The following is a 16,135-nucleotide window of genomic DNA, read 5'->3' as shown; positions in this document are numbered from 1 at the left end:
ACTGTATGACTGCCTCTGTGACGCCCTTGCCCACCGCTACCGGGCTGGTCGAGGGCTATATTGAACAGCTAGGCAAGGGAATGCCCGCACCGTTCGACGCCATGGTCGACCGCCACGGTCAGCTGCGCCCGGGCTGGCCGGCGCTGCTTTCGTGCCTGGACGCGCTGGGTGCGCCGGGCCGCTTTCGCCAACAGGAGGATTTGAAGGGCCTTTTGGCTGAAAACGGCGTGATCTTCAACATGCACGACGAGCATCAGGGCCGCGCCTGGCGGCTCGACCCGCTGCCCTGGGTGATCCAGCCCAGCCAGTGGCAAACCCTGGAAGCGGGGCTTGTGCAGCGAAGCCGGCTGTTTAACGCCATCTATCACGACCTTTACGGCCCGCGTACGCTGTTCGATGCAGGCCTTTTGCCCACCCAGGCGCTGCTCGCCTCGACGGATTTTCTGCTGCCTGCCCACGGCGCCCACCCGGCGGATCGCGCGCCGATCAACTACCACGGGGTCGATGTCATTCTCGACCGCGACGGCCGCTGGCGAGTGGTGGGCGACCGGCTTCAGGCCCCGTCGGGCACCGGGTTCGCGCTCGAAAACCGCATCCTGATGGCCCGCGCCCTGCCGCAGATGTACCGCAACGCTCCGCTCAAGCGCCTGGCGAGCTTTCTCGACGCTCACCACCGTACGCTTACCGTGCTGGCCTACCAGCACCGCGACAACCCGACCGTGGTGCTTTTAAGCCCGGGGCCACAAAGCCCGCGCTACTTCGAGCACGCTTATCTGGCCAACTATCTCAACATCGCGCTGGTCCAGGGCCAGGACCTGGTGGTGCGAGAGAGCCAGCTCTGGCTTCGAACCCTTGGCGGGCTCAAGCCTGTCGACGTCGTGCTGCGCCACTGCCGCGACGCCGAGTGCGACCCGCTGGAACTCAATGGCGACTCAGCGACCGGCGTACCCGGGCTTTTACAGGCCGCGCGCACCCGCGGCGTGGCGCTCTCCAACGCCCTGGGCGTCGGGGTATTGGAAAGCCCGGCGCTGACGAGCTACTTGCCCGCGCTTTGCGAGCACCTGCTCGGTGAGCCGCTCAAGCTCACCGCTGCGACCGCCGACACCGCCTCTGCCACCATGCCGGTGTTCGATGAAACCCTCGCGACACTAAGCCCGGCAACCTTCAACCTGCGCTGCTTCGTGGCGCGCACGCCCAAAAGCGTGACAGTGCCAAAGGCCACCGACGAGGATTACCAGGTGCTGCCCGGCGGGCTTGGCTGGCTTGGCGAGCCGGGCTCGCCGTCGCTTCAAAGCCCGGTGGTCAAGGACGTGTGGATCACCGCCGACAGCGCTCAGCCCCACGTCAGCCAGTTCAAGCAGGCGCATGGCCCGGTTGTGGTCACTCGCGACAGCGAAGATTTGCCGAGCCGCGTGGCGGAGTGCCTGTACTGGCTGGGGCGCTACGGCGAGCGCCTCGATAGCCGGACACGGCTATTGCGCGAGGCGCTGATGCGGCTGATGGAGTACGACCAGGATGATATCGCCGACCAGGTGCTGGACGAGCTTCTTCTGGCGCTCGATTTGTGCGATCCCAAAAGCGCCGACGCCGAACTGCCTCAAGGCTTTGGGCCGAAGCGGGCGGCACTTCTGACCCAATTCGACGGGCGCGATCCGCGCGCGCTGCAGCCGCTTTTCTCGCAGCTTTTGCATAACGCCCGCAGCGTGCGGGACCACTTGGGCGACGACTCCTGGCGGGTCGTTCACCAGCTTCGCCAGCAGTTCGACGCCTTCGACCTGGATATCGATACCAGCGCTGCTCGCCGCGCCTGCGAAGGCGTGTTCGCACAGCTCGCCGGCTTTTTCGGGCTGTGCAACGAGACCATGCCGCACCATTTTGGCTGGCGGTTCATGGATATCGGCCGGTTTCTGGATCGGGCACTGGGGCTTTTGACGCTGTTGAAACTTACGCTCAATGCGCGCCCGGAGCGGCGCCTGGCGCTTTGGGAGGTCGTACTGGCCACCACCGACAACTTCACCGCCTACCGGCGGCGCTACCGAAGCGAGCTTCATCCGGCGGCGATCATCGATCTTCTGCTCTTCGATGAAACCAACCCGCGCTCGGTGGGCTATATGCTCAAGCGCCTGCACAAGCAGGTCGAACGGCTGCCCGGCAGCGCCACGCCCTATCGCAATGCCGAGCGCAGGCTTTTGATTCAGGCCAACGCCGCGCTGCACCTGGCCGACATCGACCGGCTAAGCCACGTCAACGACACGCCGGAAGCCCAGCAGGCACTCGCCCAGCTGTTCGATGAACTGCTCGCACCGCTCAACGCGCTTTCCGATGCGATCAGCCACAGCCACTTCAGCCACGTCGAGCGCGCGCGACTGCTGGTCAGCGTAGAGATCGCGCCGTGAAATACACCCTTCGTCACACCACGCGCTACCACTACGGCGCGCCGGTCACACTGTGCCATAGCGAGGCGCGCGTGCTGCCCCGCAAGGCGCAGTATCAGCAGTGCGGTGCCTCGACACTCACCATTACCCCAACGCCGCACTATCAGGCCGAGCGGCGCGACGTGTTCGGCAACCGGGTGCTCTATTTCGCGTTGGAAGAGCCTCACCAAACCCTCGACGTGACCGTCACCACGCCCATCAACACTTGGGCAATGAGCCCGCTGCCGCCGTCATCGAGTAGCTGGGAGCACGTTGCGGCGCTACTGGACGCCGACGCGCGCTTCGAGACCCAGCTCTACCGCATGGATTCGCCCTTCGTGCGTAAAAGCGACGCGCTCGCCGTCTTTGCTAAACAGTGCTTTACCCCCAACCGGCCGGTGGTGGAGGCTGCCCAGGCGCTGACGGCGTACGTACACGCTCATTTCGAGTACGACCCAAGCTTCACGACCCTCGCCACGCCGCTTTCCGAGGTGCTGGCCAGCCGCCGCGGGGTTTGTCAGGATTTCGCCCATCTAATGATCGGCGCGCTGCGCTCGATCGGGCTCTCGGCGCGCTACGTCAGCGGCTATCTGGAAACCGAGCCGCCGCCGGGCAAGGCGCGGCTGATCGGCGCCGACGCCTCGCACGCCTGGCTTGCGCTATGGGTACCTGAGTGGGGGTGGCTGTCGCTGGACCCAACCAACGGGACGCTGGCCGGCGAGCGCCACCCGGTACTGGCCTGGGGGCGCGACTATTTCGATGTGACCCCGCTGAAGGGGGTGATGAACGGCGGCGGCGGCCACCATTTGGAAGTCGAGGTCGACGTGATTCCGTTCAAACGCAGCGCGGTTTGACCCTTCTACTTACCTGAACCCGGCGCCGAGCGGCGAGGCGCTCGGCCGCGTCTCAGGCAGCCTCATAGGCGGCTTTGAGCCGGTAAAACTCGTCGACGATCGCGGACATCTGGTGGTCGTCGTAGTCGCAAAGCCCGCTGACCACGAGTTTTTTCGATCCCACCCCGACCGATTCGCCGGCGGATTCGATGGCAAACTCTAAAAGCGCCTCGGCGCGTTTGCCCTGAACGCTCAGGGAGGAGTCGGTCAGCGCCAGGTTGGGCGTGAAGCCATCCAGACGTGTCAGCGAAAAGCCCATGCTGTCGTAGATGACCAGCGGACGCTTGGGGTTGAACATCACCCCGTGCTCCTCCATGAGCGGCTTCAGGTAGTGCGGGAAGTTCTTGCCCGAGAAGGCCACGTAGCAGCGCGCGAAATTCTCGATCACGTCCGGCTCGAACGTCGTTTCGCCCGAGCGCGTCACGTGCAGGTAGCACTTGCCGCTGTCATCGCACACGTGAAGCTTGCCGTCGTCTTCTTCGCTGAACTTGAGCGGCGTGTCCGCCGCGACCATATTGGTAAAGCGAAATTCCATATGGCGCGAGAGCCCGAATTTGGCCAGCACCAGGGTAAACAGCAGATCCCCTGGCACGCAGAAGCGCCGCGCGTCCGGATTATGGATCGGGTTGTAGTCACCGGCGACGCCCTTGGCGAAACGGCTGGCCTGCTCCGCGGAGATCACCACGTGATCGCCGCGCTGCGTGTAAAAATCCTTGAACATGGCTTTGCTGCCTGCCTAGCGTTGAAGTCGAAAACCCATATCAGTCCCTTGTCGCGCATAATGCCATAAAATATGCGCCAAAAGGAGCCATTATCAAAAGCCGTATGTTGCCCAAAACCACCCTGTTGCCCAGATGGCTAGTGCTGACACTGAGTATAGTCCTGATCCTGGCCATCATACTTTCGATGGCGTGGTGGCTGGTCAATTCCATGCTTCTCAACAGCCAGTGGATGTCGGACCGGCTATCGAAAATCGATGGCGTCGAGGTGCGCTGGGAGCGCGCTCACAGCCAGCACCCCGGCCGCTGGGAAGTAGACCAGCTGACCCTGACGCGCCAGGACGCGGCGCTACCGGTCAGTATCAGCGTCGAGCGCGCTACGCTCTCTCTGTCACTCGCCGCGCTGCTGCGCGGAACGCTGCATATCCAGGCGCTCGAAGCCGACGGCATCCGCCGCTTTCGCGTGGGCGATATCTCCCTGAACGCCGAGGGCAACCTTCGCCTCGATGACGCCACGTTCAGCGGCGACACGCTCAGCGCCACCAACCTCATGCTAGCAGTCGAGCAAGGCCGACTGGTGCGTGCAAGCGATGGCGCGATACTCGCCCGCGACATCGCCCTGGACGCCGAGGCCACGCTCGCGCCGCTGCTCACCCGAAAGCCAGACGGCGCCTCGCTCACCCCCGCGTTGTTAGAAGCGCTCACCGCAAGGCTCGACGCCTCGGCGCGTGCGGATGCCTGGGACGTTTTCATGCCCTACCTCGAAGCCCTCCCCTGGCTGGACCTGGCCGGTAATGGCGACCTAAAAGTGGACCTCGCGTTGGAGAAAGGCACGCTCCGTGAGGCAAGCGAGGTAACGCTGCGCGCCCCACGGCTTACACTTGGCGTCGATACGGCAGCGCTTTCGAGCGCGCCGCAGCCTGCCAGGCTTTCGCGGCATAACGCGACGGGCAGCGGACAGGTACGGCTGAACGTCAGTGACGACGCGCTGCACTTCGCCGCCGCGCTCGAGGACGTCGTGCTGGCCGACCGCACCCCCTACGCCGAGCAGGCCGCGCTCTCAATCACCGCCGAGGTCCCCAACCGGCGTTTGGATCAGCTCGAGCCCCCGAGCGGCGCCGAGGTCGAACTCGACGGCCGGGTCACTCGCCTGGATATGCTCGACCGCTACCTGCGCCCCTCGACGCCGGGGGCGCTTGCGCTGAGCGGCCAGGGGGGGCTAAGCCTGCGCGCCACCGTTCGCCAAAGCGAGCTCCACCGCGGCCGGCTCGATATCCAGGCCCAAAATCTCGGCGCGACCTACGACGATGTCACCGCTCAGGGCAACGGCACGCTAAGCGCCGAGCTTGCCCCAAACGCGCCGCTCGATGCTCATCTCGCGCTGGAAAACGCCTCGCTGACGCATCAAAACCGCACGCTGCTGGCCGATGGCGATATCACTCTCGATCTGGAAAGCCCGATCGACAATACGCGTATCGAGGACGCCACCGCCCAGCTTGGCTGGCAAAACGCGACGCTCCCCACTATCGCCGCCCTCACCCCCTACCTGAACGCGGCGCTTCCCACTCCCGAGGCGCTTGAGCTCGTCAGCGGCCGGGCCCGAAGCCAAGGGGCGCTGTCGTTAAGCGGTGGGCACCTTGCTGGAGAGATTACGCTTTCCGGCGAGCGCTGGGTGACCCGCTTGCCCAGCGAGCGCCAACCCAAAACGCTTGAAAGCGACGCCCAAATAACGCTCAACGTTCGACATGCCGCGCTCGACGGCTCGACGTTTGATCTCGGCGGCTCTTCACTTCGCTGGCAGGTGGCCAGCCGCGAGGCCCAGGCCGAGCGCCTGGAGAGCGTGCTGGTGCTCAGCCAGGGACGCTTTCGCCGTCAAAACGGCGTGCTCGGCGGCGAGCTGTCGCTGGAAGGCGAGGTTCAGCGGCTCGGCTTTTTGAACGCCTTTCTGCCCGAGGGGCCGGGGCTTTCCGTGGCGGGAAGCGGCGAGCTGTTGCTGGACGGCGCTTTTCTGGGCAGCGATCTTCTACCTCCAACCCGGCTGCAGGTGAACGCCAACGACCTGGAGGCCCGCTTTCTGGATTTCGCGGCCAGCGGCCGTGGTGAGCTTCACGCCGCGCTTTCAAGCCGCGACGACGCCTCGCTGACGCTTTCGATCCCGCGCTTCGCGCTGACCCGCGAAGGCGATGACCGCGCGGCGCTCGCCGGGCGCCACCTCACGCTTACGACTCAAACGTCGCGCTTTCGTCAGGCGCACGAGGCGCCATCTCCCGAGCACTTCACCACCCGTGTCGAGCTCCCAATAGTCGAGGTACCGGACATCGCCCGCTACAACGATTTTCTTCCGGACACCGACGGCGTGACGCTGTTAGGCGGCCAGGCAAACCTTGAAAGCCAGTGGCGTTTGCAGGGCTACCAGGTGGAAGGTGAGATCACGCTGCGCGCTTTTCAAACGGAGCTGGCGCTTTTGGAGCAGCGCCTGCGCGGCGACCTCGAGCTGCACCTGGCGCTGACCGAAGGCGACTGGCAAACCCGGCGCTTTCGCGCCGACGACTCCTGGGTCCGGCTGGAAAACGTGTTTCGCCTGAGCGGCGAAGGCCGTCAGGACGCCGGCTGGTGGGTACGTCTCGAGCTGTTCAACGCCGCGCTGACCATGGCCGAACCCGTCGAACTTACCAGCACGCTGCGCCTTGGCATGCGCGACACCGGCCTGCTGGCGCGGCTATTTTTGGCCCGCGCCCGGGACAGCGACTGGCTGGGGCGGCTTTTGAACGTGCACGGCATCGAAGGCAGCGCCGAGCTCTCCATGAGCGGCGAGCGCCTCGCGCTTAATGACCTAACGCTTTCTGGCGGGCCACTGTGGCTTTTATCGGATGTTTGGCTTGAAAAGCGAAGCGTCAACGGTGCGCTCTACGCAAGCCTGGGAGCGCTAGGGCTCGGCGTCGAGCTCGTCGACAGTGAGCCGAGCCTGCGCCTTTTACAGCCCAAACGCTGGTTCGACCGCTGGCGCCAGGCACAGCGCTATCCACGCCCGTAAGCGGCGCTAGCGCCGGCGCTGGCGGCGGATCATGCGCACCCGCTCCTTCGCCTTTTTAGGGGTGGAGAGCGCGCTGTCGCTTGGTTCGACTTTTGGCGCCACCTTCACCCAAGCGAACTGCGGCAGCGCCAGGCGCCAGCGAATCGCGGCCAAGCGCAGCCCGAGCGTAGCGCCCAGCGAGGCGGCAATAGCAGCGTAGAGCGGCGCGCCCAGCGTGTAGAGCCCGGCGTAGACGATGCCGCCGGCCATCGCCGCGGTGGCATAGATCTCCTCGCGCAGCACCATCGGCACCCGCCGGGCGAGCACGTCGCGCAGCATGCCGCCGGCCACTCCGGTCATGATGCCCATCACCACCGCCACCACGGCGGAGGTGCCGAGCAGCAGCGCCTTATGCGTGCCGATCACCACGAACAGCGCAAGGCCAAAGGCATCGGCCACGGGCAGAAACCGGCGCGACAGCCGGTGAATGTAGTGAAAGCCTAAAAGCGCCACGCCCACCGTGGCTAGAATCACCCACAGGTAGGTGGGGTCGCTGACCCAGAACACCGGGCGAATGCCGAGCACCAAATCGCGCAGCGTGCCGCCGCCGATGCCGGTGACCGCGGCGAGCACCAGCATGCCGAACGGGTCCATCCGCGAGCGACACGCCAGCACCACGCCGGACAGTGCAAAGACGATCACCCCAATCATATCCAGCCAGTAGACCACTCCTGACACACGACTCCCCTTTCATTCGATGCGCTTGAACGGGGCGCGCTGCACCCCCTTATTGCGGTAAGCTAGCATCAATGTGCGTTATTACATATGGATTGCCGCCGTCGACGTTGGGTCGTCACGCGGCGGCGTCTCAAGGGAGGAACGCCCCATGGAGTGGAACCCCGCTTACACTTGGCTCGTGCTGGCACTGCTTTTGAGCTTGGCCGAGCTGACCTCCGGCGCCATGCTGCTACTGGCGCTGGGCGTAGCCGCCGCGCTCACGGCGCTGGTCACCGCGTCGGGGCTCGGTCTTGCCTGGCAATTGGTCTGCATGGGCGTTTTCTCCGGCGTGCTGGTACCAGTCGGCATCTGGTACATTCGCCCGCGCTTTTCACCCCGCGGTGTGGCCTACGGCACCACCGGCACAGGGGTCGAGAAAGGCAACCGTTACACCACGCTCAAGCGCGATTTCGACGGCGCCACCGGCATCAAGGTCAACGGCGATTTCTACCGCCTGCGCGTGCTCGAAAGCAACGACAACGAGCTCCCCGAAGGCAGCGTCGTGCTATTCAAGCGCTTCGAAGGAACGACCGCTCTGGTCACCCGCGATACCGATGCGCCCCCTGCTCCCGTAGAACCCACCGAGTACAAGGAACCCTGAACATGGATCTACCCATTAGCCCCGGTCTGATCATTAGCCTGATCGTCGTCGTCATCGGCATTACGATTATCGCCAAGGGGCTGGTGATCGTGCGCCAGTCCGAAGTCATGGTGGTCGAGCGCTTGGGCTCGTTCCACCGGGTGCTGGAAAGCGGCATCAACGTGATCATCCCCTTCATCGAGCAGCCCCGCGCCATCACCATGCTGCGCTATCGTAAGCTCGGCGATGAGTACCAGGCGATCACCACCGACGAGATCCGCATCGACCGCCGCGAGACGGTGATGGACTTCCCTGGCCAGCCGGTGGTCACTACCGACAACGTCACGGTGCGCATCAACGGTGCGCTCTACTTCCAGATCATCGACCCCAAGCGCGCGGTGTACGAAGTGGAGAATATGAGCCAAGCGGTCGAGGTACTGGCCAAGACCACGCTACGCTCGGTCGTGGGCAAGATGGAGCTCGACAAGCTGTTCGAATCCCGCGCCGAGGTGAACAACGAAATTCAGGCGGCGATGGAAGAACCCGCCTCCAAGTGGGGCGTGAAGATCTCCAGGGTCGAGGTGCAGGACATCGCCATGCCCGAAGAGGTGGAGTCCGCCATGCGCCTGCAAATGGCCGCCGAGCGTAAGCGCCGCGCCACGGTGACCGAAGCCGAGGGCGAGAAGTCCGCGGCGATCGCCATGGCCCAGGGCCAGCGCGAGTCCGCGATTCTCAACGCCCAAGGCGACAAGGAGTCGGCGATTCTGCGCGCCCAGGGCGAGCAGGAATCGATCAAGCTGGTGCTCAATGCCATCGGTGAAAGTGAAGACGACAAGCGCACCGTGGTTGGCTATCTGCTGGGCCAAAGCTATATCAAGGTGCTGCCCAACATGGCCAAGGACGGCGAGCGGGTATTCGTGCCCTACGAGTCTTCGGCGCTTTTGGGCTCGATGGGCATGTTCCGCGAAATGGCGGGCTCACCGGAAGATACGGTCGCCAATCACCTGCGCGGGAGCGATACCCACCGCGGCACGCGTCCAAACGCCTTTCAAAGCGGCGTGGTAGGCGGCGTCGCAGGCCAGTAAGCGCCCTTCACTCGCCTCACCTTTCAAACGCCGAGCCGCCGCGCTCGGCGTTTAACGTTAAATGCCGCCGTTTAACGCTTTTGTAGCGTTAATTGGGGTATATTGCTTTCACCGTTGCATGTACTGCTTAAAGTGCTTATTAAAGCACTTGTTTATGCACTTCATTACGTACTCCTGACGTGGCGCTCAAGGATGGCGAGCCGGTCAAGCGCCGGCATGCTGCGTATCGGTCAAGAGACTCACGATGCGTTCGTTTGCTTTTTTTGCTCGCTACGGCTGGCTAGTGCTTTTACTGCTCGCACTGGCTCAGACGGCCCAGGCAGCCAGCCCACCTGCCCCGCTCACCCAGTGGGAGTACCGCTATGGCGAGGCGCCCATTGCGCGAAATGGCGCCACCGGCACAGAAAACGATCCTTCGGCTTGGCAGCCGGTCACCTCGCCCTCCAACCCGCCGGGGCGAGGTGACAAGCGCTATCTCTGGCTTCGCACGACCCTGCCCCAGGGCGAGTGGCACGACCCGGTGCTCTATATCACCAGCATCAACCTGGTCGGGCGGGCCTATCTCGATGGCGAATTGATCTACCAGCACGGCGCGCTCGACGCCGAGGGGCGCGGCCCCTTTGCCGGCTGGCCCTGGCACGTGATCACGCTACCCCCCGACAGCGCTGGAAAGACACTCGTCTTCGCGCTCTACTCCGACTACACCAGCATTGGCCTTTGGGGCCAGGTCCAGGTCATGGAGCGCTTCGATGTATTCCAGCAGGTGCTTCGCAACTCGGCCCAAGCGCTCGCGGTCAGCGCGCTGGTGCTCGTACTGGCGCTTCTATCTACCCTTTTCATGCTGATCGGCCCGGAGCGCCGCGGTTTTGGCGCCCTTGCGCTGTTCGCCTACGCCGGCGGGCTCATGCTCGTCGCCGAATCGCCGGCGCGCCAGCTCTTTTTCACCAACGCCCTGGTGTGGGATACGCTGCGCGCCGCCAGCTATTTCACCCTGCCAATCGCGCTGGCTCTGTTGCTCGGCCACTGGCTCGAAGGCCGCGCACGGCAACTCATGCCGTGGATCTGGCAGCTGCACCTACTCTACCTGGCCACCTCCATGGTCGCGGTGGCGCTTGGACTAGTGGCGCTGCCGCTGACGTTTCCGCTGTTCGATGCACTTTTGCTCGTCACGCTGCCCCTCATGCTGGCGCTTTCGTACTGGCGTTTTTCGGCGCTCGCCCTGGAACAGCGCCTTTTGATCATGAGCATTACGCTGTTCGCGCTGTTGCTGGTGCTCGATATGCTGGTCGCTCACGGCTTCATCGGCTGGCGCCTGGTGCCGCTGAGCAGTGGCCTGCTCGCGTTTACGCTGGCCAACGCGGCGATCTTTCTCTGGCACTACCGGCACACCCAGCGTCAGATCAGCCGTGCCAATGAAACCCTGGAGCAGGAAGTCGCCAGGCGCACCGAGGAGCTCGATCGGTTGGTCGCCAAGCTTCGCGGACTCTCCTACAAGGATCCGCTAACCGGGCTTTACAATCGCCGCCATTTCGACCTCTTGTTCGCACGGGAATGTCAGCACGCCAGCACCAAAGAGGAGCCTCTGACGCTTTTGATGCTCGATCTCGATCACTTCAAGTCGATCAATGATCGTTACGGTCACGCCGTTGGTGACAGGGTGCTCACCGACATCGCCGACCATTTAAAGCGGCATTTGGCCGAGATCGCCACTGTCTGCCGCTTTGGTGGGGAGGAGTTCGTCGCCGTCATTCCTGGCTTGGCCGCGCATAAGGCACAGAGCTTTGCCGACTCGTTGGTGAGCACGATGGCCAACGTTAAGCTTGGTCGAGATGAGCAGCCCACCCTTCAGGTCACGCTTTCCTGTGGGCTCGCAAGCTACCCGGACGACGCATCAGAGCCCACGGCGCTGCTGTCACTGGCCGACCAAGCGCTTTATGCAGCCAAACGCGGCGGACGCAACCGCTGCGTGCGCTATACACCGGAGCCGTCTTTTGGAAAGCTGCCAGGCTTCGACGCCGGCTAAACGGGCGTCACAACGCGGCGGGCTTAGCTGGCCCCGCCCATGAAGTGCTCGGTGAACAGACGATAGTCCTGTTCGACGCAGTCGGCGTAGCGCGTTGCAAACCCGGCCACGCTTTCGCAAAACGCCTCTTCACGGCCATCGATGCGCCGACACACCGCGTCGGCAAAGCGCGCCTCGTCCCGATTGAGCGCCGCCGCCCCCTTCACGTGGTGCTCGGCGAGCAGCCCGCCCCACTGATGCGCCAGCCGCCGGTAGGCCTTGGCACTTTTGAGCTTGTACACCGGCAGGCGTTTCTCGAAGCCTGCCACCCGGCGCACCGCGAAGATCCGATCATTGAGCGTCAGCCAGCCAAGATACGGGTCGGCGTGGGGCATCAACGCGTGAAACGCGGCGGCGTGGCGAAGCGCTTCGTTGGGAAAGAGCTTGCGCCAGCCCTGCTGGTCGGCGCGGCTTAACAGATGAAACGCCGCTGGCGGGGCCTGCTCGACGACCTCGATGATCACGTCATCGTGCTCGCCCTCGACGCCGCCTTCCAGCAGCGCGTAGTAGTGCTCTACTCCCGACGTGTTGAGCCGACGCGCCGTGTCCTTGACGCGAAAGTGGCCCTCGTCGCCCTCCTTGACCGGTTTGGGCAGGGTTTTCGGGTAGTCGTTCTCGATCAGCCGTTTGAGCCGGCTTGCCACATCTGCCGGCAGGTTGGCGAGCTTATTCGGTCGCGGGGCGAACCTTCGCCCCTGCTGCTCGGTGAGTTCGGTCCACTTGTCCAGCGCGCGGCCGGGGTGCTGCTTGTCCACCACCTTGCCTAAAAACGCCTTGAGCGGGCCCTTAGCGTTTTTGAGCTCGCTCCCTTTTGCCGATTTCCCGTCGCTCATACGTACCAGCGCCGCCCGATAGCCTTCGGCCAGCGCCCACAGCGCGCGGTCGAGCGCTTTCGAGGAAAGCTCACCATGCTCGCGTGCGTTCAGCGCAATGCTTGCGGCCAAGCGCCACAGATCGAGCTGATAGTCACCGATCAGCGCGCGATCCACGCCAGTTAAGCCGTAGTGAATCGGCTGGCCCGGGTGGCCCACCGCGGCAAACGCATCGACTCTTGCATCGCCGTGCAGCCAGGTCTGCGTTTCCGGCCAGCCCCCGAACAGCGCCAGCCGCCACTCCGGCCACACGTCCTGCCAATAAAGAGACGGCGTGGCGTCGAAAAAGCGCCGCGGTGACGCCGCCATACGCGCGAACCTCGCCTGGCGCTGCGCTGCGGGAAGCGACTCACTGGCAACGTGAAGCGCTTCGATAACCTGTTGAGGGCGGTTACGCCCGACAAGCCGATGACTCATTGCGCGGCTCTCCTGAATGGATGCAAGCCTCTCAGTCTGGCCGCGCTTCGTTAAAGGATTAAGACAGTGAAGGATTAAGACAGTGCTAGGCGCGTTTGAACCCGCGCGGCGCCGAAATACGGAAAAATCGCTCGACCACGCTCGCCTCGACGGCGGGGGTGGCCAGCGATACCGCGACGAACACCGGCAGGTTGAACATCAGCCCCCAGAAGCCGGCGTGAATACCCAGCGGATGCGACCACACCGTGGTGAACGCCACGGTCACCGCGAACCCCGACAGAATCCCCGCCATCACGCCAAGTTTGGACGCTCGCGGCCAGAAGAACATGCCGATGAACGCCGGCAGCACTTGCGAGGCAAATCCCAAGCCCACCAGCAAAATCATCACCAGACTCCCCGGCTCGGCGATCGCCAGCGGCGCGATAATGAGCGCCATGACCGGTAGCAGCAGCCAGCGGGCGAGCTTCGCGGTAAACGCATCCGATAGCTTGAACAGCGGCTGCAGCACGTCCTTGGTCGCCGAGAGCGCCACCGAGTGGATGAACGGCTCGCTCGAGGACATCGAGGCGGCCAGCGTTCCGGCGCCCAACAGCCCCACCAGCACCACCGGCAGGTTCGCCATGGCGTACTCCAGCACCACCGTATCGGCGCGAGCAAGATCCGGCAGCGAGTAGATACCGATGAACCCGACCACCACTACGGGCAGGATCACCACGTAGTAGGTGGGAAGCCAGGTGGCGCTGCGGCGAATGGTGCGCGCCGAAGAGGCACACATCCACTGCGTCCACACCGGCGGCATGAACGAAAACATCGACACGATGATCGAGGTGGTCCAGAAGCTAAAACTCATATCACCCCGGGCGCCAGGCAGCGTCAGAAACTCGGCGTGGTCCTGCTGGATGCGGGTGAACACCGCGGACATGTCGAGCCCGCCGGTGGCACTATGCACCGCCCATAGCCCGACCGCCCAGGCAACCACCAGCATCAGCGCGCCCTGAAAGGCGTTGGTGCGCCCGATCGCGCGCTGGCCGCTGATGTAGAGATACACCGCGATACAGGAAAGCACGATGATCACCCCGAGCCACACGGGGATAGCGCCGCCGCTCATCACGAACAGGATGTAGGCCGAGCCCACGGTCTGGAGCACCGCGACGGCGATCGACCCCACCGCCATCACTAGCGATGCCAGCGCGCCGAGCGTCGGGCTTTGATAGCGGTCGGCGATGGCGCTTGCCTGAGTGACGTGACCAAACTGCTCGCCGAACTGCCACACCTTGGGCCCGAAATACCAGGCCACCAGCGCCAGGTAGGCCAGATACACCGCCACGTAGAACACCGCCACGCCTTTCGAGTAGGCCCAGCCCGGCGCCCCCATGAAGGTGTAAGCGCTCACACTACCCGCCGCGATCAGCAGATAGAGTGTGACCGGCCCCATGCTGCGCCCGGCCACGCCCCACTGTTCCAGCGTGTCCATGCGATGCCCGGCGCGCGCTTTGAGCCCAATAGCCATTGCGATGGCGACATACCCCAGTGTGATGACGAGCGGCCAGAAACTATTCATGCCCATCTCCCTCGACGATATGGTTACCAACAAGCATGACACCTACACAGGAAAAGATAACGACGTAGCTCCAGACGATCATTAGCGGCAGGCCGAATACCAGCGCCGCACGATTGACGAAGCCGATGACCGGCCAAATGCCGGCTAATACCAGCATGACGAACGCAGCGAGCAGGACCCACCCTGCGCGCGAGGTGGGTAGTACGAAAAGATGGCGCATGGCAATTCTCTTGGGATTGTTGGAAAACAGGTCATTTTTTATGATTCAAGCGGCGCGCGTATCCAACAGCGGCCAACGCACGGGCAGAGCCAGTTCGGTTTCCAGTTGATAGGCCAGCTTCAACACTCCGTGGTCGTTAAACCGGGGTCCGATCAGCTGCACGCCGATGGGCATTCCCCCCTCGCTGTAGCCCGCATTGAGCGAAATAGCCGGCTGCTCGCCCATGTTCCAGGGCACGGTGTAGGCGATGTGCTCGAAGGGTCGGCAAGGGTCGTCGGTCGGTGAAATCCACTCGGCAGGAAAAGAGACGTTGGGTGTGGTGGGCGAAATCACGAAATCCACCTGATCAAAGATAGCCTCGCTTTCGCGACGCATTGCCATGGTCTGCTGGAAGCCGCTCACAACATCCAGCGCGCTCGACTCACTTGCACCGCGGGCCCACTCAATAATCGCGGGCAGAACCCGGGCGCGCTCCCCGTCACTTAGTTTCTCGAGCTCGCCTTGCTGGCGCGCCTGCCAGAAGCGATCCAGGCCATCAAGCATTTCGCGCGTCAGCACGGGCGCCACGGGTACCAGCGTTGCACCGCGAGCCTCCAGGCGCTGGGCGGCGAAGGTCACCGCCGCCTCGATGTCCGGCTCAAGCGCCAATCCGCACCCCGCGTCCATCATCACGCCGATGCGCAGGCCGTTCAGATCCAGCGTCAGATCCTGCCAGTCGATGCGCTCCGGTGGCAGACGCATGGCGTCGCGCCGGTCGGTACGAGTCAAAGTCGGCATCACTAGCGCGACGTCTTCGACACAGCGCACCATGGGGCCGGCGCAGCGGCCAACGTAGTAGGGGTCGATCGGGATACGCCCAAGCGTAGGTTTGAAGCCCACGACCCCGCACCAAGCGGCGGGTAGGCGCACCGAGCCGCCGATATCAGTGCCGATGTGCACCGGCCCGAATCCGGCCGCCGCCGCCGCACCGGCGCCGGAGCTGGAACCACCGGTGTTGCAGCTCAAGTTCCAAGGATTGCGGGTAAGTCCGTGAAACGAGGAGAGTCCCGACGAGAGCATTCCGAAATCCGGGCAGGTGGTCTTGCCAAGCAGCACCGCGTTAGCTTCGTTTAAACGCGCCGCGGGCGGGGCATCTTGCGCCGCCGGCGTTTGATCCCCTAGCCCCGTGCCGACGGGGACAGGCTGTCCACGGGTAGCTACCAGCTCCTTCAACGTCACCGGCACGCCGTCAAGTTCCCCAAGGTGTTCACTTTTTGCCCAACGGGCGGTCGAGGCATCCGCCGCCTGCAGAAAACGCTCGGGGGTGTAGGCGTAAAGCGCATTGAGACACGGCTCGTGACGCTCAATATGATCGATCAGCGCTTTCGCCACGTCACTTGGTGAAAATGCCTTATCGCGGTAGCCGTTTAATAGCTGAGTTGCCGTCAATTGATGAAGCTCGAACATGCCGTCGTCCTTTGGGTTGTTATCGACGCTTTTAGAATGGCGTTAGTCAGCGCTACATACTATTTCAATTTGGACG

12 protein-coding genes are annotated in these 16,135 nt (G+C 63.8%); 6 read left to right on the top strand and 6 right to left on the bottom strand.

Annotated features, from left to right (window positions below):
• Nucleotides 1-5: 5 nt before the first annotated feature.
• On the top strand, nucleotides 6-2,396 hold the full coding sequence (locus MQW23_RS06830) for a circularly permuted type 2 ATP-grasp protein (RefSeq protein ID WP_252107113.1): 2,391 nt from the start codon (nucleotides 6-8) through the stop codon (nucleotides 2,394-2,396).
• Entirely contained in the window at nucleotides 2,393-3,268 is an 876-nt protein-coding gene (locus MQW23_RS19515; RefSeq protein ID WP_252107112.1) for a transglutaminase family protein, read from the top strand. The genes MQW23_RS06830 and MQW23_RS19515 overlap by 4 nt, the downstream gene beginning before the upstream one ends.
• A 52-nt stretch (nucleotides 3,269-3,320) precedes the next feature.
• Here the strand turns inward: MQW23_RS19515 and MQW23_RS06820 are convergent, their stop codons facing one another.
• Nucleotides 3,321-4,028, bottom strand: a complete 708-nt coding sequence (locus tag MQW23_RS06820) for a DUF3581 family protein (RefSeq protein WP_252107111.1) — start codon at nucleotides 4,026-4,028, stop codon at nucleotides 3,321-3,323.
• 140 nt (nucleotides 4,029-4,168) lie between these two features.
• On the opposite strand from MQW23_RS06820, the gene MQW23_RS06815 reads away from it, so the two are divergent.
• Nucleotides 4,169-7,060 (top strand): hypothetical protein, encoded by a 2,892-nt coding sequence (locus MQW23_RS06815; RefSeq protein ID WP_319022803.1) that lies wholly within the window; start codon nucleotides 4,169-4,171, stop codon nucleotides 7,058-7,060.
• A 6-nt stretch (nucleotides 7,061-7,066) separates the two neighbouring features.
• Here the strand turns inward: MQW23_RS06815 and MQW23_RS06810 are convergent, their stop codons facing one another.
• Entirely contained in the window at nucleotides 7,067-7,777 is a 711-nt protein-coding gene (locus tag MQW23_RS06810) for a trimeric intracellular cation channel family protein (RefSeq protein ID WP_252107110.1), read from the bottom strand.
• Between the two features lie 148 nt (nucleotides 7,778-7,925).
• On the opposite strand from MQW23_RS06810, the gene MQW23_RS06805 reads away from it, so the two are divergent.
• From MQW23_RS06805 to MQW23_RS06795, 3 genes are all read left to right on the top strand, one after another.
• Nucleotides 7,926-8,417, top strand: coding sequence for an NfeD family protein (locus MQW23_RS06805; protein WP_252107109.1), 492 nt, complete (start codon nucleotides 7,926-7,928; stop codon nucleotides 8,415-8,417).
• Nucleotides 8,418-8,419: 2 nt separating this feature from the next.
• Nucleotides 8,420-9,481, top strand: a complete 1,062-nt coding sequence (locus MQW23_RS06800; protein WP_252107108.1) for an SPFH domain-containing protein — start codon at nucleotides 8,420-8,422, stop codon at nucleotides 9,479-9,481.
• Nucleotides 9,482-9,725: 244 nt separating this feature from the next.
• The gene (locus tag MQW23_RS06795) at nucleotides 9,726-11,504 is read left to right on the top strand and encodes a GGDEF domain-containing protein (protein WP_252107107.1); all 1,779 of its coding nucleotides are present in this window, start codon (nucleotides 9,726-9,728) and stop codon (nucleotides 11,502-11,504) included.
• 23 nt (nucleotides 11,505-11,527) lie between these two features.
• Here MQW23_RS06795 and MQW23_RS06790 read toward each other — a convergent pair whose 3' ends face one another.
• The 4 genes from MQW23_RS06790 to MQW23_RS06775 form a co-directional block, all read right to left on the bottom strand.
• Nucleotides 11,528-12,832 (bottom strand): DUF2252 family protein, encoded by a 1,305-nt coding sequence (locus MQW23_RS06790; RefSeq protein ID WP_252107106.1) that lies wholly within the window; start codon nucleotides 12,830-12,832, stop codon nucleotides 11,528-11,530.
• Nucleotides 12,833-12,917: 85 nt separating this feature from the next.
• A complete protein-coding gene (locus MQW23_RS06785) occupies nucleotides 12,918-14,393 on the bottom strand; it encodes a sodium:solute symporter family protein (RefSeq protein ID WP_252107105.1) in 1,476 nt (491 codons plus the stop codon).
• Nucleotides 14,386-14,613, bottom strand: coding sequence for a hypothetical protein (locus MQW23_RS06780; protein ID WP_252107104.1), 228 nt, complete (start codon nucleotides 14,611-14,613; stop codon nucleotides 14,386-14,388). The genes MQW23_RS06785 and MQW23_RS06780 overlap by 8 nt, the downstream gene beginning before the upstream one ends.
• A 45-nt stretch (nucleotides 14,614-14,658) precedes the next feature.
• The gene (locus tag MQW23_RS06775) at nucleotides 14,659-16,059 is read right to left on the bottom strand and encodes an amidase (RefSeq protein WP_252107103.1); all 1,401 of its coding nucleotides are present in this window, start codon (nucleotides 16,057-16,059) and stop codon (nucleotides 14,659-14,661) included.
• Nucleotides 16,060-16,135 lie beyond the last annotated feature (76 nt).

Origin of the sequence: Halomonas sp. S3-1-1 (assembly GCF_023757625.1) — a bacterium.
In the GTDB taxonomy this organism is placed as follows: Bacteria; Pseudomonadota; Gammaproteobacteria; order Pseudomonadales; family Halomonadaceae; genus Vreelandella.
This window is presented reverse-complemented; position numbering and strand designations above follow the sequence as displayed.